Origin of the sequence: Mucilaginibacter daejeonensis (genome assembly GCF_020783335.1) — a bacterium.
GTDB classification, from domain to species: domain Bacteria; phylum Bacteroidota; class Bacteroidia; order Sphingobacteriales; family Sphingobacteriaceae; genus Mucilaginibacter; species Mucilaginibacter daejeonensis.
On record NZ_CP086068.1, the window covers coordinates 2,820,852 to 2,842,995 of the forward strand.

Sequence of the window (22,144 nt, forward strand, 5' to 3'; positions counted from 1 at the left end):
GGCTCCTTGTCCGGAATGGACAAGGGGCTTTTTTATTGGCTACACAACAAGGCGGATAAGTGGTTGACATCGATGCTGCCTGCCATTGTCCATTACAAGTTCACTTTGATCTTCTTCTTGAATACCTTGCGGTGGCGTTTGGCAAAATCTGACGGGGTCATGTTGAACAACTTGACGAACTGCATCCTGAAATACTTGGCATTGTTGAAGCCGGTCTCAATGGCCACCTCGTTGATGTTATATTCTGTGTCGATCAATAGCTCGGCAGCTTTACGCAGCCTGATCAGTCGTATAAAGCCATTGACCGTGTACCCCGACATCGACTTTACCTTGCGATAAAGGTTGGAGTGGCTCATGCCGATCTCAGATGCGAGCACCTTGATACTGAAGTTAGCGTCGGTAATGTGTTTTTCTACAATTGATATACATTTTTGCAGAAATTCCCGGTATTCTTCAGAAATAGCGACATCGTTAGACCGCAGGGTAACTTCATTATAAAAATAGCTGCGCAGGTTATTACGGGTATTGAGCAAATTAGCAACACGCGCCAGAAGTAGCTCTTTTTCGAACGGTTTGCTGATGTAATCGTCGGCACCACAATCAAGCCCCTTGAGCCGGTTCTCTGACGATGAGCTTGCGGTAAGCAGGATAACTGGTATATAGCTCAATGACACGTCCTGGCGCAGCCAATCGCACCATTCGATACCCGTCATGCCCGACATCATCACATCACACAGCACCAGGTCAGGAAGCTTATCTTTGACCATGGTCATGGCCTCTTCCCCGCTTGCGGCCTCATAGACCACGTATTGAGGGCTGAAAACGGAGCGGATATAGCTCCTGATCTCGGCATCATCATCAATGGTCAGTATCGCCTTACGGTCAGTGAAGATATTCTCAGCCTTGAACTCCTCCTCAGGCTGCATTTCGGCGATCAGGGCATGGTCTTCCGTTACCAACTCATTGATAAAAACAGCTTCAGCATGAGGTGCTGATATGACCACATCCTCGCCAAAGTGCTCCTTCCCTTTCACCAAAGAGAGCGTGAACGTAGTGCCTTTGTCCAGTTCGCTCTGGTAGGTCAAACCGCCCTGATGCTGATCGGTCAGCTGGCGCGCCAAGTACAAGCCGATACCAAAACCCGCTTTGATAGGCCTGCCGTCGGTCCTTAATTGGTAATACTTTTCAAACAAACGATCACCCTCATGCTGCGGTATGCCACGTCCGGTGTCCGTAACGGCTATCTCTACGCCTTCATCGGTCTCCTGTATGCTGATGGTCACGCTTCCAGCCGGCGGTGTGAATTTGATGGCGTTCGAAATAAGGTTGAATAAGATGATCTCCAGCTTTTCGCTATCTGCGTAGATCATCAGCTCACCATCCTCTGGTGCCTGAAACTCATATTGTAAACCTGCCGACCGTGCCTGTTGCTTAAAACATAAGTATACCTCGTTACACAGGCGGTAAATATTGACCGGAGATACGGTCAACTGAACGGTCCCTGAATCGGCTTTACGGAACAGTAATAGCTGATCTACCAAGCTTAACAGCCGCCTTGCATTACGGTAGACCGTGTTCAAGGACTTATCATCGGTATTCAGCCTCAGCATATCACGTATAGGATTGATGATAAGTGATATAGGCGTACGGAACTCATGCGATATGCTGGTAAAGAACTCCAGCCGTTTCTCGTTGATCTCGCGTTCCTTTTCCTGAATGATCTTTTGCTTTTTGGCATCGGCCACAGCTAATTTCACTTCATACCTTAAACGGGTCTGCTTGATGCGATACGAAATAAAGATGTACACCAACGATGCAAAGATCAGCACATAGGCCACGTACGCCCACCAGGTAAGATACCACGGTGGCATGACCTCCAGGCGGATAGACACTTCCTTCTTGAGCCACCGTCCGTCGCGATCGGTACAATTTACCCTAAAGGTGTAGCTACCCGGCGCCAAATTGGTATAGGTCGCACTTCGCACGTTGCCCGAGTTGATCCAGCCTCTGTCCCACCCTTCCATTTTATACCGATAGTTTATTCGTTCGGCATAAGGGTAGTCAATGGCCGTAAAATCAAAGGTGAATATCGCCTGATCATAAGGTACTTTGAGTTCGGTGACCTCATTTTTGTCCCGTTTGGCAATGTACTGCGGCGAGCGTGAGATGGGCTGGTTATTGACCTTCAATTCCGACATCACGATATTGGGATCTGAGCGAGTTTGCGAGATACTTTCTGGGTGGAAGATGCATAACCCTTTGATACTGCCGAACGCTAACTCTCCTGACCGCAGTGCCAAAGAAGCATTAAAATTGAACTCGTTAGTGGGTAAACCATCAGCCTGCGAGTAAGTGTTGAAGCGTTTGGTATTAGGGTTAAAGCATGAAAGCCCATTGTATGTACTGATCCACAGGTTGCCTAAACGGTCCTCCTGTATGTTCAGTACGTGATTATTACCCAATCCATCATCGGTGGTATAACGTTTTACTATCCGCTCGCTCTTGCGGTCAAATTGTACCAGACCAGCCTCGGTACCTACCCATAAGTTACCTGAGCGGTCCTCAAATATGGAACGTACTGGCTTGCCGATATCATAACGTTGGTATTTCTTATTATCCAGGTCGAGCCTTATCAGGTCAGACCAATCGCCTCCCCAATACTGGCCGCTACGGTCGGCTTTCAGCGCTAACAGATTGGTCAGATTTTCATCATAAAGCTCAAAACGGTCGGTTTTGGGATCGAACAGGTACATACCGTTCTGTATGGATCCGGCCCAGATGCGCCCTGCCTTATCTATCTCAAGCAGCCAAAACGTGGATGATGAACGCTTGTTCACCGTATTGATACCATAGTATTTCTTAAACCGACCACTTCCGCTAATGTACCGGCCGATCCCGCCGTCATACGAGGCAAGCCATATATTACCTTGAAGATCTTTTTTAATGCTGGTAATGAAATTTCCTGGCAGCGAGCTTTCGTCTCCCTGGCGATGTGTGAAGTTGTTGAAGTGGTTAGATGACCGGTCCCAAATGCTCAATCCGCCTCCGTCGGTACCGATCCACATCTTTTGCGGCGACTCTTCCAGTAACGATAGTACAAAGTTGTTGACCAGGCTGTTAGGTACCGTGGGATCGTAAGCGATATTCTTGAAGTTGGCGATGTGCGGATCAATGATATTGATCCCTCCACGCAACGTACCTATCCATTTCCGGGATTCCTTATCGCAGTATAAGGCCGCAATAGCGTTACTGGTAAGGCAATGCGAGCTTTTACCACTGGTCAGATAACTGAACTTGCCCGTACGGGTATTAAGGATGTTCACTCCACCTCCATCGGTAGATACCCATACCTCATCCTGACCGCCCTTGATGATGCTGGTAAAGCGCTGAGAGGTGAGCTGCCCAACCGTGGCCGTGTAGGTCCTTTCGATCTTTTTAGAAACTGTATTATAACTGCTCAGGCCTATTGAATTGGCTATCCAAAGCGTAGGGCCATCGAACAACATGCTGTACGCCGAATGGATATTGGTATCAACAAGTGTTAGCTTTTGTGTGGTGTTATTGAACTTGTAAAGACCGCGATTTTCAATGATTAGCCATAGCTCGTTAGAAGGGCTCATGGCCAACGACGAGATATTGTAGTGAGCACCTGCGGGTAGCTGGATCAGTTGGCCAACATTAGCAGCGTTTTTGTTAAACAAGACCAGCCCTTTGTATTCGGCCGATACGAACACGTTGCCGGTGTGATCGGTCTTGATGTCTTTGATGTTACCAGTAACCGGCGCTGTGCCGGTGCCGCTTTTATATCTAATGGTATTGAATCTTCCTGAAGCCGGATTGTAAAGGCTAAGTCCTTGTTGGGTACCGATCCATAAACGATAGTTTTTATCCTCACTTATGCAGTTCACCCAGTTATGTACAAGGGTGTTGGTGTCGGTGCTCCTGCTTCTGAAAACTTTAAATTCGTAGCCGTCATAACGGTTCAGGCCATCGTAAGTGCCGAACCACATGAATCCACTATGATCTTGATATATGCTTCGTACCGCACTGTTAGACAGGCCATTCTCGATACCCAGATAACTGATCACCGGCTTTTGCTGCGCACTGGCTGTGCCCACCATTGATACCGCAAAAAAGCCGAGCCACCACACACATCTTAAAACATCAAATAGCCTCATACGCAAACCCCAAAAGAATATAATTGGTAGGTGCAGCATTATACAACATGCCGTTACTGTGAGAGCAACGGTATGGCATCAGGAAAACATCTTTACTTAGGTCTATAATACTGAACGCAATGCCAAGATATGAAATATTTGGCTATTGCAGGTCACAGACCATCAACGATCATTTGTAGCCGTCCAGTTTTACCGGTAATAAGGTAGGGAATGTCCACGCGTAATCGTGGCGGGCATATACGATCGGGCGATGGGGGGCCACGTAGGCATCATACCTACTGTCGGGGTATATGAAGTGCATGGCCTCAAGTAAATTGGCCGGCCAAAAATCAACAGCAGGATTGGTCGACTTGCCAATATTAGGATCTTTGAACCACGGCCACTCTTCAGGGTGCTGATTGTAGTAGAACAGGTAATCCATCGCTTTTTTTATGGAGGCCCCATCCTTTTCAAGGTTGAATAGATCCTCGCCGGTAATATTGTGGATCACCCACATGGATGCTGTCAATGGCGCCAGTGAAAAATAAGCGTACCATATACCGTTCGCTCCGCGCTTCACCTCTTCAACCATGTGCCCGTCAGGAGCGATCTTGTTGAAAAGGTCAGCCTTGATCATTTCTGTCGTCTTCTTAATATCGTCAATATCATTGATAAAGGTATCGCCCAGTACTGTGGCAAAACGTGCCCAGTCGCCCGAGTTATTATTACGGTAACGAATGCTGTGTGCGGCGTTGATGAAAACATTTTTGACCCAGGTGGTGAACGTGGCTTTATCAGCAGCTTTCCAACCTTTGTAAGGCTTCATCAACTCAGCTGCTATAAGCATGGCCGATCCTGAATAGCTCATCACCAACGAGCCATCCAGTTCTGAATACGCCTTGTTGATGTTGCCCCAATTGTTAAAAAAGTAAATGGCCTTATCGGCATATACTTTTTTTCCGGTGAACTGCCAGGCCAGGGCACAGCTGTAAGCGCTGAAGGCATCGGTTTGTAACGCGAGCGATCGCGACTGGTGCTCAGCTTTTTTTTGGTAGAAACCAGGCACATTGAAATCTGCTATGGCATGATGCTCTACCAATAAAGCGCTATCAGCCTTACGGAGCAGTTCCTTGTAGGCCGACACATAAGGTTCGCGTTTAGCTTTGATCTGCTGCTTTACATAGTCGAGCTGCGCTTTTGGGTGCATGCCCGATGGCTCATCAGCAGCAAAACCATGGATCGTGATAACGGATAAAAGGCAAACAAAGACCCATTTGAGTGGGCGGCAAAGCAAAGAATCTCTCATAATTGAAGTTGGGTTGATAGGTAAGCGCTGAACTTTGGGTCAGCAGCCTCTACTGGTTCTCAAAAGTAATTACCTTAGCTTTACTAATAAAATCGCCGGTCGTGTTTGCTCAATTTGCTTACCTCAATTGACGATTTTATGCCCCTCACATTTACATATCAGCTTATTTTACACCTTTGACAGCTCGCATGGCTGCAGCCTTCAATTTTGCTGCGAATGCTTCGCTCACACTTTGCGGCTTAAATTTAAGCTTGTTCACCGGCTCCTTGAACAAGACGGCATACCACGCCAAACCTCCCAGATATTTGCCGGCATCATTTGAATGATGCGAGTCAAAGTTCAGCTTGTTGTTGCTCCAGCTGTACCCTGCGTTAAGTGAGTTGTGTTCGTTAGGCAGTGCTGGATAAGCGGCCGTCTTGGGATCAAAAGTATCGTCTTTTTTAAAGGCAGTAGATGGGTCACTGCTGATCAGCCAGAACGCATCGCCGTTTGGAATGATACCAATACCAAGTTCTTTGGCTATCTCGTGATATGCAGCACGTGATCGGTCATACATCTCTTTCTCGGTTTGAGCCAGCTTACCGTTCGCTACCTCACCGAATGACCCCGAGTCGGAGCGGTAAGCCCATGTTTGATGCATCAGTACACGCGCCTTGGGTTGATACTGCCTGATCAGGTCATACAGCTGACGGGCGTAAGGCCGGTAAGTATCTATATTGCCCGACAACATCGAATATTGCTGCATGGTGATCACATCCCATTTGCCGTCGGCTAAAAGCTCACGCAATGACCTGTTCCCTAGATAAGGCTTGCCTTTAGGGTTATCGGGCTCCGTACGGTTCAATTCCGCCAGTTGCCAGTGCCTTTGTAGCGGACAACCTGGAAGCTCGGCATGGCCGAACTCTATGGCATGTCCCCCATCTTTTGCCAGCTGTGGTAGATAAGTGGACGCATTTTGCGAAAAACTATTACCGATAAGCAGTACCCGCAGTACCTTTTGGGTGGTATCGCCATGTGCATATACATTGGCCCCGAAAGCTATGGTCATCAATACTATGGCTAATGACCATTTTAAAAACCTCTTCATATTCTCTGTTATGTTTATTTTTATGGTTGACCTCATTTTTTGCGTAACTCTTGCTCTTGTTTTTCCTGGTAAAAGCTACGCATCACATACCAAGCTTTCTTTTTAAAACCTTTATCTGATAGCAGCCCTTTCCGGTTCCAGCCTTCCTGATATTGCGCATGCATACGGAAAGGCGTCCTAAAATCGGCCAGTATCCACGGACAAGTACCTCTTAGGAATGGTATCTTCCTGAACATTTCGATATTGTAACGATACAGTTGTTCCTGATGTTCTTCCGTCCATAAGCTGGCGGTATCTTTAGAGCCATGTTGGCCGTACATCGCCTCGCTGCCAAATTCCGAAAATATAAGCGGTTTATTATAATTACTTTTCCATAACACGTTACCCGGCTCCGCAGGCCAGCTCTGGTACCAACCCATATATTTATTCACCGCAAGCACATCCAGGTACTCGCTCAGCGGATCATCTATCAGTATCTCATTCCCGGTGGTCTTGAAGTGGTCATATGCCGACGAGATCAACCTGGTCGGGTCGGCCCTCCGTGCATCGGCCGCCATTTGTTTGAGCGTGGCATTACGCTCAGGTGAGGGGGCGGTCTCATTCGATAGACTCCAGATGATAACGCCGCAGCGATTCTTGTCCCTGCTGATCATTTCCTGAAGCATGGCATTAGCCTTTCCCAAGATCTTGGGATCACTGAACTGGATGCCTTGCCAAACAGGTATCTCCTCCCACAACATAAAGCCCATTTCTTCGGCTAATCGTACGGTCTCTTCACTTTGCGGATAATGAGCCAGCCTGATAAAATTACAACCCAGTTCCTTGGCCCAGGTCAGCAACATGCGCGAATCGGTTGGCGATGATGCCCTCCCCTGCCGCTGCGGAACCTCTTCATGAAAGCTGATACCGCGTAAAAAAACAGGTTGTCCATTCAACATGATCTCGGTTCCTTTCACTTCAATGCTACGGAAACCGATCCTGTCTTCTGCGGTGTCGGTACCGCAGGTTATCTTGACCGGATAGAGCTTTGGTCGTTGCGGCGACCAAAGCATCAATTTGACCGTGAGATCGATGAACGCACGGCCTTTGTCATCAGTATCGAACACCCTATTGATCCCAGCTTCGGGTATGGATAGGGTGACATGTTGCTTTTTCGGCTCACTAAACTGCACCCAACCTTCAATGTGGTCTTTGGAGCCCTTTTTGAGCTGAACAAAGTAGTCGGCGATATATTCATCGGGTGTTTCGGCAATGATCACACTTCGGGTAATGCCACCGTAGTTCCACCAATCAAATTTGCGTGCAGGAATGGCATCCACCCGGCGCTCGTTATTCACTTTGACCACCAATAAGTTAGTTCCATTCTTTATCTGACCGGTCACCTCAAGATCAAAGGAAGTGAACCCTCCTTCGTGAGCGCCCACCTTGTGCCCGTTCAGGTAAACCTCGCTCCGGTAACTTACGGCGCCAAAGTGGAGGAACACATGCTTGCCAGCCTTTTTTGTGTAAGTAAAGTCGCGCTTATACCAAACGGTGCCCTCATAATATTTAAGTTCGCTCCTTTGCGAATTCCAATCGCCCGGCACGTTGAGCGTTTGACTGTTATCGAACGAGAACTCTACGAAGTCGTTGGCTCCGGCAGGCTTTTTATCCGTACTTATGGCGCTTGCGTTACCGCTGTCATACCAGTCAATGATCACGTTCCACTTTCCATCGAGGTTCTGAACATCGCGGCCGGTTAAATTGAGCTTGTTGTTTTGCGCATTGCTGATCAGAGCCGCTATCAGCAGGCAGAAAAGAAGTTGGTGCTTTAGTAGAGTTACTTTCATTATCATTTTTGTGGTCCGACCAAATAGAGAGATGCTATCAGCATCACTTGAACAAGCGATACCTGATAGCATCTGTCCGCCAACGGTCCACCTTTAGCTATTACTTAATTCAAGGCGAAGGTCTCCCAACCACTGACCGTGGCCCGGTTACACTTCATCACCGATTGACCATCTTCTGATGAAATATATTTTCCGTTATTCCCTTTGAGTGATATCCTGCCGTTGGCATTCACGACCCAGTCGAATTTCTCCTGATCACTGATCGTTGTTTTCTTGCAGGTGATGCCAGTAGTGGCACCATCTTCTGACGACACGTATTTGTCCATACTTTTCAGTGCTACCTTTCCGGAGCCCGCATCGATCACCGTGAAAGTTTCCCATGTAGACGCCGTTGGGCGGTTGCACATCATAGATGATTGGCCATTTTCGCCCGAGGCAAAAAGGTTGTTAGACCCACGCAACCTTATCGCCTGGCCGATAGGTGGCGTGCTGACCGCTGCCTGAACCTGCAGGTTTCCCAATTTGAGCCAACCGTTAGCGATACTGCCGGTAACGGCCAATGCTATGCCCGGTTTGTTAGCGTCGGTCTTGTCAATGATCGCCACGGCCCAGGTATAGGTGCCAGGCTCAAGGTCTACCGATGTGGTTGTGAGGTCGTATGTGGTAGGTGTGCCCTTGATCCATTTAGACGGATCACTATTGTTATCAATGAACAGTTTTTTCACCACGTTAGAGCCATCAAGAAGTGCGAACGCCACTTTGTACTTGTAGTTCCACTGCGGGATGTTGTTAGGGCAATAACCCCATCCCATATTCACCCAACGATGGCTTAGCTTAGCGGTAGAGCCGGCTGCGATGGTAGCTGGCAATGATATCTCATCAGGATATAAACGATAGCCGCCCTCGGTCACGAACCGCTTTACAAGCGGAAAGCTGGTTTGGAACCAAGTAGCCACTTCTCCAACCCTAAAGTCCATCATATTCACCGCTGCTACGGCCGACGCGTCGAACTCGCCCTGGCGAACGTCCTCCGGGTGACCTTCTCGATACTTACCGCTTGGGTCTATCCAATAACGATGAGTACCGGTAGTGATCCAACCACCCTCCATAATGATCGGTCGTTTATGCTTCCAGCTTGTCGCAAATGAGCGTTCCCAGCTCTGGTAGTAATCGGTCATACCAAATGCATCATGCCTCAGGCTGTAACCTTTGTTAATGGCTTGTTGAAGCAAGGTGATCGAGTTGGCATTAGGCGCTCCCCAACTTGCCGGATGACCCACCAAACGATGATAATTGATCGCCAACGGAACTTTGGTAAATTGTTGGGTATACAGGTTGGTGATCCAATCGAGCACCTGTGCTTTCAAGGTTTCGGTATTGGCGCCGGTAGAGGTGGTCGGGTTCTCGTAAATTGTATTATGCGCTTCGCCCCATTTACCTAAGCCATAAGCATCTATGAATGCGGTCTTTTTCGGGTCATTGAAATCACTGGCCAGCGCGGTCACAAATTTGGTGTAGTACTGTTTGAATACTGGATCTTGCGGATAAGGCGTACGCCGCAACGGGAATGAAGCGTTCTCCAGGTAATATTGCGCACCTGCATCAAATACGAATTGCGGAGTGTTCAGTCCCTGATCTCTGCCATCCACCACGATGCGGAAAGCTATAGGAACGCCGCGGGCAGCTGCCCCCCTGATCATCTCCCCTAACGCTGAGTTAGGATCACGCCAGGCATACACCCCATCGGCCGGGTTGAGTTTTGCCCAGCTCGTACGCACGTAACAAGCTGAGGCATAATCCAGCGCTTTGACAGGAGCCGGTTCGCCCGGCACCACATAGGTCTTGTCCCAGTACACGGGATCAGTACCACTGGCATACAACACCCAACCATTTAATGGATTGCGAAGTACCGCCGTACTATTATAAGTAGGCGTTACGATCACGTTGCCATCAATGGCTGTCACGCTTTTCTTTACAGCATCATTGCCCACGTCGGGATCATTGGGGTCTAACCTTTTAGAGCACGCCACTGATTGCAGACACAGGTAAGCCATCAACGCGACCTTGCCAGCCTTTTTGAAATTTGATCTTCTCATGATCTATTTAATTATTGGTTTGTAATTGGCAAAAAGAGGTCGACGGCTCTTTAAGCAACGAGCCATTCGTCGTTAGTGTAAGTTCAGCACATCTTCTGCATCAGAAGGCTCGGCTCAAACGATCAGTGATCAGGAAATCATCAGGTAGATGTTGTTGAACACCACAAACGTAACGACCTCAAAGAGCTTCGTACATCCACAAATTCACCAATTAGAGGTCAAATTTTCACCAGGATGAGTGTTGATGAGATAGAATGGTCCGGTACTACTGGTGCCTATTAAAGTTTAAAGACCATCAGCAACCGTGAATATCTTACAACTATTATGTCCCGCAAGATGACCCGCGTATACTACCGTTGTAGATCCCGCATCATCAGTAGACTCCGCTGACCAAGGGTTGATAAAAACAAAACGCCCACTGATCAGCGGGCGTTTTTGGCCGTGGAGCTTAAAACCCCTGATTCTGCGGATAAGGTGTTCCGGTGATCACCCGGTCGATCTGGCTTTGGGGGATTGGCCTTAGGATGTGTTTTTCTTGAATGTTGGGAGCAGCGTCAGGGTTGTACAATTTTACTCGCTCTACCAGTTTATTGGTCCGTACAAGGTCAAGCCAGCGGGTCTGCTCGCCGCAAAGTTCACGGGCACGTTCATCAAGTATATAGTCAAGGGTCATGGCGGCAGGCTGCACGGTCATGGCGCTTACCGTACCCGTTGGGTATGCGGCTCGTTCACGTACCACGTTAACATACTTGGCCGCACTTACGTTATCGCCTAAGGCAACGGCAGCTTCAGCGGCAAGTAGATAGGTCTCCGCTAAACGATAGACGATCACCGGCCTTACGGACGGATCATTGATACCGGCCCGTTTAGTATCCTGGTATTTAAGCATGGTCGGGAATAACTGCAAGGTGTAGTTGCGCGGTGGAACCAGCAGGTAACGCGAGGCGTTGATCTTGGCGTTAGTAACGTCTACTCCTGGCATATAAATGGCCGTATCGCCTAATGCATATTTAGGCACGCCGTTCACTTTCGGGATCTTGTCGGCCGAGTTGGACAGCCATACTGATTGAAAGGTCTTATAGTAGCGGGTGTCATTGGTCTTGTCGGCAAAGCAAACGTTGCCCAGCCAACTGGTTAGTTGTACCCGAGCATAAGGTCGACCGTATGCCATCGACCGCACCAAGCCCGGGAAATTCTCATATCCCATCACGTAGTGAAAGTTCAGTTCACTGCTGGTACCGTTATAGGTCAGGTTGGGGGTGTGCTGAACGCTCCACAACACCTCACGGCTGGCCTCGTTGCCTTCGGCATAAACGGAGCCGAAATCAGGCAACAAGCCAAGATTCAGCGTGTTAAGGTTGTCGATCAAACCTTTAGCGGTATTGTAGGCATTCTGAAAATCGTCAGGTTGTTTAGCTGTTGAGTAAGCCCTTGTAAGGTACACCTTTGCCAATAGATGTGAGGCTGCTGCAGCGGTCGCTTTGCCCGGTAGCACTCCGTTCTGTGTTGGGCTGGGCGGCAAGGCTGCTATGGCGTCCTTCAGATCCTGAATAATGAAGTTATAAACGTCGGCTATAGGTGCTCGGGTGGCGCTGGTGCTTGGTTCGCTGATGAAGTTCTTGGTAAGTGTTACCGGACCAAAGAAACGGACCAGTAAAAAGTAATAGTTGGCTCTCAAGAATTTGGCCTCGGCTATCTTCTGAGCCACTAAAGCTGCACTGATACCTGTTACCTTGGCGCCATTGTCGATCACCCCATTACAGGTATTGATAAAGGTGTAACAAGGGTTCCATACGCCTGACAAGAATCCACTGCTGGCATCGTAACTGCTGGCATACACGTTAAAATTGGAGTTACCGCCACCGCCCGATTTGAATTCATCGGTACCGGGAACGGTCATGGTCATAAAATTTTCAGACCCCCACAAGTTACGGTTGCCCGCATAGGCGGCATCCAACCCCGACTGAAAGCCTTGAGCAGTACTGAAATATTGAGGGGTAAGCCCAGATCTTGGCTCTTCGATCAGCTGTTTCTTGCAGCCAAAAGCTATGCTTGCTAAAAGTAGGGTAGCTATGATATGGTGTTTATACGATCTCATGTTGCATTAGAATTAAAAGGAAACGTTCAAACCAAAAAGTAGAGACTTGACCGGCGGTGTGTCAACATTAAGTGTACCGGCCGACTCCGGGTCAGCACCGCTGAATTGGTTATGCAGCGGCGAGAAAAGGATGATCGCATCGTTAAGCGAGGCATTTATCCTTAACGACTTGGCCCTGATCTTTGATGCTATGCCTGGTGGCAAGGTGTATCCCAAGCTGATCGTCCTGAGTTTCAAGTACGAGGCGTTATAATATCCCAGTAGGTCGCCATAGGCAGGCGAACCCACATTGAAATTTGGTTTAGGATACTTGTTAGCGCCATTGGTCGGCGTCCAATATTCAACGTTGAGGTTATTAGCCTTTCCGTTCAACGCGTTCACGTTGCTCGACGGCTGCAAAAAGGTAGCGATCTGTGTACCACCTACGCGGTAAGAGGCTACCACGGCCAGGTCTACGCCGCGATAGCTGAAACGGTTGGTAAAACCGCCATAAAATTTAGGCTGACGGGTACCCACTACGGTACGGTCGTTAGAGTTGATCACCCCATCACCATTCAGGTCGGCCACGCGAATGGTACCGATCACTGATCCTGCTCCGGTCATGGTCAGGTTCAAACGACGGGCCTCAGCCGAGTCAGCTGGGGTATTTTGCCATATGCCCACACGCTGATAATTGTACAATGATTCAATGGGTGAACCCACAAAACGGTTGCTACCCACGTCCCTGGTCACTCCGTTCTGTAACGCAACGATCTTGTTGCGGTTGAATGAAATGTTAAAATTGGTGGTCCAGCCAAAGTCGTTTCGTGAATTGGGTTTGATGTTGACAGAATTGATGGTCACCTCCAGACCTTTGTTCTCTGTTTTACCTACGTTGGCAAGAAATTGAGCCGTATAGCCCGTAGTGATCGGCAGATTTTGCGGCAGGATCAGGTCGTTGGTACGCTGATGATATACATCTACGCTACCGTTAATGCGGTCCTTCAACAGGCCGAAGTCTAAGCCGAGGTTCAGCGAGGTGGTATATTCCCAGCCGAGAGCAGGGTTAGGCACATTGTTAGGGTAAGTACCGGTAACGTTGGTTGTGCCATAGTTATAATTAAAGATAGCCAAGCCTCCTAAAGTTTGGTACGGACTAACCGCCGCATTGCCCACCATACCATAACCGGCACGCAGCTTCAGGCTGGTAATGGCATTAATGCTCTTCATAAAGTTCTCCTCCGAAATATTCCAACCTGCTGCGGCCGATGGGAACAGGTGATATTTGTTACCGGGTGCCAGCGTCGATGAACCGTCGGAACGCATGGTCAGGGTAAGCAGGTACTTACTCTTGAAATCGTAATTGATGCGGCCCATGAACGATACGATGGCGAACTTGCTGTAAGCACCCGTAGCTTTATAATTGGAACCTAACTCTGGGTTAAAGTACTGCACCTGATCGGCCAGGATATTGTTGTAGGTCAGGTTGATGGATGATTTATTGTCCTGCTGATAGCTGAACAAGCCTGTACCGGTAAAGTGGTGGTACTTGGCAAAAGTGTTCTCATACACCAAGAGATTTTCCAGCGTAAAGTTGCGGTAATCATAGCTGGTGTTGCGTGCGGTAGAAGGGCCGCTTAGGTTTTGGAACGTAGCACTGCCATAAAAATCACCGTAGTTCTCGGGGGTCAGTTCAACGCCGCCATTGAACCTGTACTTAAAGTGCTTGGTGAATTGAGCCTCACCATAAACGGTGGTAAAGGTATTATAACGGGTACGATTTTGTACCACTGCGCCGGGTACAAGGTTAGCCAACGGGTTATAGATCAGTGAACCACCACCCGGGAACGGGATCAAATTGCCTGCGGCATCATACGGTACCGTAAGCGGGCTGGACTGTAAAGCCTGTGATATAGGATTGATGCTCTCGCCATTGGTACGGCTTACCGAATTTAGCGAGCTCACTCCTACCTTGAATATTTTGCCTAACTGCTGATCAACACTCATCTTAAAGCTGTAACGCTGGAATGACAAGCCCGGAAATATACCGGTCTCATTAAAATATCCTGCAGAGATAGCGTACTTGGTTTGTTCGGTACCGCCCGACACGCCAACCTGGTGGTTGGTACGAAAGCCGTTCTTAAAGATAAGTTTTTGCCAGTTGGTATTGGTGCCATTCTGCCTGCCGGCAAGTTCGGCCGGAAGGAAGGTGATCCCGTCAGTATAAAACTTAGGGTCGTTGATGCCGCTGTAAGGGTTAGGCGCATTCACAACGTTCGGATTGTTGGCGTTGTAGGTCCCCCACTTTTTGTAGGACTCATACTCCTGCGGTTGCATCACATCGTAGTATCCCAATGTTTTCATCACCCCTGCATAACCACTGTAGGTGACCGTCGGCGTGCCTGTTTTGCCGCGGCGGGTAGATATCAGGATCACACCATTAGCACCCCTCGAACCGTAGATGGCGGTCGCGGAGGCATCCTTCAAGATCTGCACTGATGTTACATCGTCTTGATTCAGGTCGTTGATGTAGGTACCATTGTAAGGTATCCCATCCACCACGTACAGCACATCATTGCTGGCGCCACCTAAGGAACGCTGCCCACGAATGGAGATCGATGGCGTTGCCCCCGGATGGCTGTTGCCATTCCCTTTTTGGATATCCAGGCCAGGAGCCTGTCCTTGTAAGGCACTAACGAGGTTGCTCACCGGTACGCTTTTCAAAGCCTCTTCATTCACAGAAGCGATCGAGCCCGTCACATCAGCCTTTTTTTGCGTACCATATCCCACTACCACTACCTGGTTCATTTCTGATATCTTCTCTTTCAAGATGATATCCAGCTTGGTCCGGCCACCTACCTGAACTTCCTGCATCTCAAAGCCAATGGCAGTGAAGACAAGTATTTGGTCACCATTTGGCAGTTTCAACGAAAAGGTGCCATCAGGACTGGTCATGGTGCCGCCTGTTGACCCTTTGACGGTCACCGAAACGCCGGCCACGGGCTGTGAACGGCTATCTTTTACAGTACCGGTCACCGTGATCACAGCTGGAGCAGCTACAGGAGCAGCACCCCTCTTTTGGATGACCACCGTTTTGAGATAGATCACGTAAGTGAAAGGCTCGTTCACAAAGATCTGATCAAGCACGTCCTGCAGCGGTGCCTTTTTTACCGACAGGTTCACCGGTTTGGCCTCGTTCATGACGCCTGAGTTGTAGATGAAATTGTAGCCCGTTTGCTTATTCAAGTGTTCAAATACCTTACTCAATGGAGCGTTCTTTACCGATAAGCTAACCACCTGAGCATAGGTGGCAGCACTTACCTGCAAAAAACCAACGGCTAATAAAATGATAACGAGCTTCACTATACGACTGATCTTATAAAGCATACGGGAGCGGCTCCCGCACATGAATGCGTGATAAAATTTATACATTTGGTCAAGTAGGTTTATTTATAATTGATTGTTCGCACGATCGATAGATCACCTATGGCTTAACGGCAAGATCACCGGGGGCGCGCCAACGCTCCTGGTTTTCATTCATCCGGCGATCATCTCTTTATATCACTATGGAGTAAATGTTCAGGGCATCACCGTTATCCTCCTTCCATCGATTTTGAAATGAATGGTTCCTGTTAATTCGAGGGTCTTCAATAGGGAGGAGATATCTTTGAACCGGGAAACAGATCCGCCAAAATTCTGGCTGGTCAACTGCCCCTTATAATCCACATCAACATCATACCATCTGGATATTTTACGCATAATGGTGTGGATGTCCTCGTTGTTGAAGGTGAATACGCCATCTTTCCACGATACGATATCATTCACATTCACCTGCTTTACACTGAATCTTTTGGCACCATGTGATAGTAAGCCCTGCTGCCCAGGATCCAATAGGGTGGTCGCGTCGTTGGTCTCGAGGCGTACCGCGCCTTCGATCAATGTGGTCTGGATGGAGGTCTCGTCAGGATAAGCCATCACATTAAAATGCGTCCCCAACACATTCACGTTCACTCCGCCTGATATCACCTTGAATGGATGTTCCCTATTTTTAGCCACCTCAAAGTAAGCCTCGCCAGTGAGCTCCACTACCCGATCCTTACCGTTGAACACGGTTGGAAATTTGATGGACGATGCCGCATTGAGCCATACTAACGTACCATCTGAAAGGGTGATCTGGTATTGGCCGCCACGAGGCGTGGCAATGGTGTTGTAGGCAGTAAGGTCATTCTCTTTTACGGTATGATCAGATTGGTAAATCACTTGGCCTTTATCCATCTTGGTGACCTTGGCCCCACCCTGATCAGATAACGGGCCTTTGTTCGAACCGTCAAGATCGACCATGTTACCGTTAGCCAGGATCAGGATAGCTTTGTTGCTGCCAGGTTTGATGATACTCTTGACAGGCTGCTGCGTGGTCAGCTGAGCCCTTTGTTCGGTATTGCCACGCATCGCTTTGAATAAAAGTAGTGCCCCTACCGAGATCAGCACCAGTATTGATGCGGCAACGGCCAACCTGCCCACTGGAACGCTTTTTTCACGGTCATCCATTTTAACCTGCGCCATGAGCCCTTCTGTCAGCTTTTGTTTTACCTCGTGCTTATCTCCCATTTGAGCCGTCCACGGGTGTACCTTTAACTCGAAGTCATCTTTATGCTCCTCAAGTTTTCGCAGTTCCTCAGCGGTGCATTCACCGGCCAGGAACTTTTCATAAAGCACTAAGAATTCTTCGCTGGTCATTGGTATGTTATAGTAAAAAGGCGCCTGATAGGCGCTGGCTTAATTGGTACCACTATATAAGAGCCTATTTTATGGCACCGACTCATACACGTGGCTTGACTTTTTTATAAGCATACATCCAAAAAGCAAGTCAAGTCATACAATACACTGATTATAAGCCATTTAAACTTAAAAAAAACTCCATGAGTATTTTAAACACCACGGGCAGTTGTTTTTAAGAAATAAAATTCCATAGCTTTATAAAACCAATTATATGTCCGGAAAGAACCTTTCTGATGAAGCCCTATGGAGCTCCATCAGGTCAGATAACGTAGCTGCATTTGAACTGCTGGTAGAGCGGTATTGGGAGGCGGTGTATACCACAGCCTATTCGTACCTGGAAGACCGCGACCTGGCCATGGAGATAGCCAACGATACGTTCATGAGCATCTGGCAAAAGAAAGGACACCTGAACATCTCATCGTTCAAAGCTTACCTGACCACCAGCGCACGCTATCACGTTTACAAGATATTAAGAGAACGTAAAACGCTTAGGCTGGCGTACGTGGCCGACTATGATGGTCTCTCCTACCTCAATGCCCAACATAACGAGGGCGAGGAAAAGATCCGCTACCTGAACTTAAAAAGCGAGATAGAGGAAGCCTTACAGGCGCTACCTGCACGATGCCGGGAGATATTTCTGTTAAGCCGATTAGGCGAACTGACCAACACCGAGATCGCCGAAAAACTTTCTATATCCAAAAGAACGGTAGAGAACCAGATATCCATCGCACACCGTTACCTGCAACAAAACTCAAAGGATATCGCCCTTGGTCTGCTCCTTGCCTTCATGATACAGTAAGGTGTTAGCCCCCTCCGCTTATATTTTTCAAACGCATTTGTGTGAGCTACCTGGGTAAGCCGGGCTCTATATGATCGATAACCGATCATAACACCTCATGCGCAAGCGCCCTTTTTGTATCTCTTTTACGGTTTTAGCCGGAGCTGTGAGTCAGCGAGACCGAGCGTGGCGAAGGCTTTGGTGTTATGTTATCCCAACCATATCTTATGAACAAGATCTACATTGCGGCACTTGCCGTTACCACATCTTTTTGCGTGCATTTAAGTGCTCATGCGCAGGTCAGTAACCCGCTACCCGAGTGGGCTATTGGCGGCTTCGTTAGGCCGTTAAAAGCCAACCCCATCATCGCGCCCGATAGCAGCTCGACCTTTAAGGACCCAATGACCGGCGCCACCCTACGATGGGAAGATAACGATACGTTTAACCCTGCCGCAGCTATCAAAGATGGCAAGATCGTGGTGCTTTACCGATCTGAAGATAAGACCGGCGTAAGGATCAGTACCCGTACCTCGCGCCTGGGTTATGCCATAAGCGCAGATGGTTCACATTTTAAACGGAACAGCGAGCCGGTATTCTACCCCGACAATGATGACCAAAAGGAGTTTGAATGGCCGGGAGGCTGTGAGGACCCACGCATAGCCGTGACCGAGGACGGCACTTACGTAATGCTGTACACCCAATGGAATCGCAAGGTGCCTCGCCTGGGATCAGCTACTTCTAAAGACCTTGTGCATTGGAAAAAAAATGGTCCCATATTTCAGGATGCTTGGGAAGGTAGGTTCATGAACATTCCTACCAAATCGGCCTCTATACTGACAGAGATCAAAAAGGGCAAGCAAGTGATCACCAAGATCAACGGGCAATACTTTATGTATTGGGGTGAACGAAATGTGTACGCAGCCACCTCGACCAACCTGGTGGACTGGACACCTTTAGTTGATTCGGAAGGTAAATTGAAGATACTTGCCGCTCCTCGAAAAGGCTTTTTTGATAGCGATTTTACAGAATGCGGCCCACCGGCCATACTGACGCCCAAAGGCATCGTATTGATCTACAATGGCCGTAATCACAACGGCGAGCGAGGTGACAAGCGATTTAACGGCGGCACTTATTCCGCCGGCCAAATGCTGTTCGACGCCGCTGAGCCGACCAAGCTGATAGGGCGCTTAGATGTACCTTTCTTCAGGCCAATGGAGGCCTTTGAAAAGAAAGGTCAATATGCAAGTGGGACCGTGTTTGTGGAAGGTATGGCGTGGTTCAAGAACAAATGGTACTTGTACTATGGCTGCGCCGACTCGAGGGTGGGCGTTGCTATACAAGACCCTAAAAGGTCAAAGGAAGGCGACCCGCTCTAATGGTCCTTATACCAGCTTAAAAAGGACACAACAGCCACATCGAAAATATATTTATACATTGTGTTTATTGTCAGTTATTTATAAATAATAAATAAACTAACAGTTGATATTATTGAACAATAATGACCTGCTTTGAACTGTCGAAGTCACCGACAAATACGATCGCTGGACAGAGCAGATATACCTTTTCGCTATCAGACGCTACCCTGTATGGCAGATCCACCTTCACCCGGGTGTCATCAGTGAAATAGACATTGTTTTTAAGTTTAAAGGTCGCATCTACCTTTCTCGCTATGTCGACCGGTAAATTGTAGGTGACCACAACATCACCCGTGTTGCCGTTCAACAGCACGTAACCTTTTTGAGGTGTTCCTGGGCTATAGTCTTGCGAGCACGGGTCAATACCGATCACGCTGGTGGCCACCAATGACCTAGAGCGCTCTGAGCTTTTTTTGCAGCCTGTAATGGCTACAATGCTTAAAACCAACAGAAGTAAAGGTTTAATAAAGGTCCTCATGGTCAATGCTTTACAACCTATACGTTGGATCCATTGTTAATGTAACACCTGCGCAAAAATTCCATTAAAAAAGGTCATAAGCTTAGCTCACTATGCAACTGCCGTGTAACTGTAGTGTTGGTTAGCTATTTTACTTACATTGCATTTATAGCCGATACAGTTCACCAATGGATATCAAAGACAACACCCCTACCCAGGAACAAAAAGAAACGATCAAAAAACTTCATAACGAAGATATCAAGCGGACCAAGATCAGTTTTTATATCGTAGCCGGTGTGCTCTGCATTGCCGCCACTTTTTTGATCCGCTTCAAAGCTTTTGATTTTATTGGCGGGTATCACAAATTACTTGGCAACCTGCTGATGGCAGGCGCGTGCAGCTTCGGTATACTGATCATCTCCCGGTTCGTGCAAAGCCAGATCGCCAAAGGCACCTTGGAAAAAGGACTGATCTATAACCTTATTCAGTTCACGCGGCTGGTCACCTTCATCGTGATCGTCTTCATCTTTATCTCGTTCCTCAATGCTAACTGGTATACGGCAGCAGTGTCACTGGGTTTGATCTCGTTATTACTGGGTTTCGCGTTACAAACGCCTATCGCATCGCTCATCGGCTGGTTCTATATCGTAATGCGAGGACCATTTAAGGTGGGCGATCGTATACAGGTGGGCAGTTTCAATGGCGACGTGGTCGAGATCAATTTCCTCGATACCACGCTATGGGAATTTGCCGGAAACCTGATGACCAGCGACCTGCCTAGCGGTAGGCTCATACGCTTCCCTAATAGCCTGATCTTTCAAAACCAGGTATATAATTACTCCTGGCAAAAATATCCACTGGTCTGGAACGAGATATCCTTTTACATCACCTTTAACAGCGACCTCGACTGGGTGGAGAAAAAGCTGCGCGAGGTGACCTTGCAACAGTTGGATGCCAATACCAAAGACCACGTACAGGACATGCGCGACGAGATATCAGACACCCCGGTAGATGATATCGATTTCGAGGAATTCCCTTTCGTGAACTATCGCATACATGAAAATAACTGGGTAGAAGTGGTGCTGATCTACATCGTTAACCCTAAGCATTCTTCGCACATGCGCAGCAAGATCGTTAAAGCCGTTATTGCCGAGATGCTAAGGTCTCCTGAAAAGGTCTCGTTCGTGGCCGAAGGCAGTTGACCGGACCAGTTGTAACGGCCCGGTCGACAGCTTCAGTAACGTTTAAATGGTCGGTGTACCACCGGTCACCTGTATGGTAGCGCCGGTCATGTAGCTCGAATCATTGCCCGCAAGCAATACGTAAGTAGCGGCCAGTTCGGCGGGCTGGCCGGCCCGCTTTAACGGTACGTTCTCACCGAACTTACTCACCTCCTCAGGCGGAAATGTGGACGGTATCAACGGTGTCCAGATCGGGCCCGGAGCCACGCAGTTGACCCTGATGCCCTTTTCGGCCCATAGCTGTGCCATGCTTACCGTAAAGTTCTGTATAGCGCCCTTAGTAGCGGCGTAGGCTACCAGTACCGACTTTGGCTGGTACGCGTTCACCGAGGTAGTGTTGATCACTGTACTACCGGGCTCCATATGTTTTTCGGCAAATTTGCACAGGTAGAACATCGGGTAAATGTTGGTCTTGAACGTTCGGTCCCATTCCTCGCTGCTAACCTCCTGCAACGACTTGCGCGACATTTGGAACGCTGCGTTATTCACCAGGATATCGATCTTGCCAAAGGCGGCTACCGCTTCATCAATGATCTTTTGGCAGTGCGACTCTTCTCTGATATCGCCGCTTACCAGCACTGCTTTGCGGCCGGCATCCTCAATCAACTTTGCGGTGTCTCGCGCGTCGTCGTCCTCGTTCAGGTACGAGATCAGCACATCGGCACCTTCACGGGCAAAGGCAATAGCCACTGCACGGCCAATGCCTGAATCGCCGCCGGTGATGATGGCCTTTTTACCCGCGAGTTTGCCTGAACCTTTGTAGGTGGTCTCCCCGTGATCGGGCTGCGGGTCCATTTGTTTGGTGGTGCCGGGTACGTCCTGTACTTGTTCAGGGTAAGGTGGCTGTTCAAATTTTTCGGTAGGATGTTGGTCTGTCATGAGGATAGATACTTTAGTTGTTGGATGTTTCGAATGGTGATCA

At 48.5% G+C, this 22,144-nt stretch carries 13 protein-coding genes; 3 read left to right on the forward strand and 10 right to left on the reverse strand.

Annotation, left to right across the window (positions count from 1 at the left end; all coding sequences use genetic code 11):
- Window positions 1-92 precede the first annotated feature (92 nt).
- The 8 genes from LLH06_RS11845 to LLH06_RS11880 all read right to left on the reverse strand — a co-directional run bounded on the left by LLH06_RS11845 (window position 93) and on the right by LLH06_RS11880 (window position 17,289).
- A complete protein-coding gene (locus tag LLH06_RS11845; protein WP_228169504.1) occupies window positions 93-4,121 on the reverse strand; it encodes a hybrid sensor histidine kinase/response regulator in 4,029 nt (1,342 codons plus the stop codon).
- Between the two features lie 226 nt (window positions 4,122-4,347).
- A complete protein-coding gene (locus tag LLH06_RS11850; protein ID WP_228169505.1) occupies window positions 4,348-5,463 on the reverse strand; it encodes an alginate lyase family protein in 1,116 nt (371 codons plus the stop codon).
- 163 nt (window positions 5,464-5,626) lie between these two features.
- Complete coding sequence (locus LLH06_RS11855) at window positions 5,627-6,550, reverse strand: DUF4886 domain-containing protein (protein WP_228169506.1); 924 nt, start codon at window positions 6,548-6,550, stop codon at window positions 5,627-5,629.
- A gap of 32 nt (window positions 6,551-6,582) precedes the next feature.
- Window positions 6,583-8,379 (reverse strand): glycoside hydrolase family 2 protein, encoded by a 1,797-nt coding sequence (locus LLH06_RS11860; RefSeq protein ID WP_228169507.1) that lies wholly within the window; start codon window positions 8,377-8,379, stop codon window positions 6,583-6,585.
- 104 nt (window positions 8,380-8,483) lie between these two features.
- Window positions 8,484-10,475 (reverse strand): fascin domain-containing protein, encoded by a 1,992-nt coding sequence (locus LLH06_RS11865; RefSeq protein ID WP_228169508.1) that lies wholly within the window; start codon window positions 10,473-10,475, stop codon window positions 8,484-8,486.
- Between the two features lie 448 nt (window positions 10,476-10,923).
- Window positions 10,924-12,573, reverse strand: coding sequence for a RagB/SusD family nutrient uptake outer membrane protein (locus tag LLH06_RS11870; protein ID WP_228169509.1), 1,650 nt, complete (start codon window positions 12,571-12,573; stop codon window positions 10,924-10,926).
- A gap of 12 nt (window positions 12,574-12,585) precedes the next feature.
- Window positions 12,586-15,984, reverse strand: coding sequence for a TonB-dependent receptor (locus LLH06_RS11875; protein ID WP_228169510.1), 3,399 nt, complete (start codon window positions 15,982-15,984; stop codon window positions 12,586-12,588).
- 147 nt (window positions 15,985-16,131) lie between these two features.
- Window positions 16,132-17,289 (reverse strand): FecR family protein, encoded by a 1,158-nt coding sequence (locus LLH06_RS11880; RefSeq protein ID WP_228169511.1) that lies wholly within the window; start codon window positions 17,287-17,289, stop codon window positions 16,132-16,134.
- Window positions 17,290-17,542: 253 nt separating this feature from the next.
- Between LLH06_RS11880 and LLH06_RS11885 the strand changes: the two genes are divergently transcribed.
- Window positions 17,543-18,130, forward strand: a complete 588-nt coding sequence (locus LLH06_RS11885; protein ID WP_228169512.1) for an RNA polymerase sigma factor — start codon at window positions 17,543-17,545, stop codon at window positions 18,128-18,130.
- A 206-nt stretch (window positions 18,131-18,336) separates the two neighbouring features.
- A complete protein-coding gene (locus tag LLH06_RS11890) occupies window positions 18,337-19,485 on the forward strand; it encodes a glycoside hydrolase family 130 protein (protein ID WP_228169513.1) in 1,149 nt (382 codons plus the stop codon).
- Between the two features lie 109 nt (window positions 19,486-19,594).
- On the opposite strand, the gene LLH06_RS11895 is transcribed toward LLH06_RS11890, so the two are convergent.
- A complete protein-coding gene (locus LLH06_RS11895; RefSeq protein WP_228169514.1) occupies window positions 19,595-20,002 on the reverse strand; it encodes a hypothetical protein in 408 nt (135 codons plus the stop codon).
- Between the two features lie 167 nt (window positions 20,003-20,169).
- On the opposite strand from LLH06_RS11895, the gene LLH06_RS11900 reads away from it, so the two are divergent.
- A complete protein-coding gene (locus LLH06_RS11900; protein ID WP_228169515.1) occupies window positions 20,170-21,183 on the forward strand; it encodes a mechanosensitive ion channel domain-containing protein in 1,014 nt (337 codons plus the stop codon).
- A gap of 42 nt (window positions 21,184-21,225) precedes the next feature.
- Here the strand turns inward: LLH06_RS11900 and LLH06_RS11905 are convergent, their stop codons facing one another.
- Window positions 21,226-22,101, reverse strand: a complete 876-nt coding sequence (locus tag LLH06_RS11905; RefSeq protein WP_228169516.1) for an SDR family oxidoreductase — start codon at window positions 22,099-22,101, stop codon at window positions 21,226-21,228.
- Window positions 22,102-22,144: the final 43 nt, after the last annotated feature.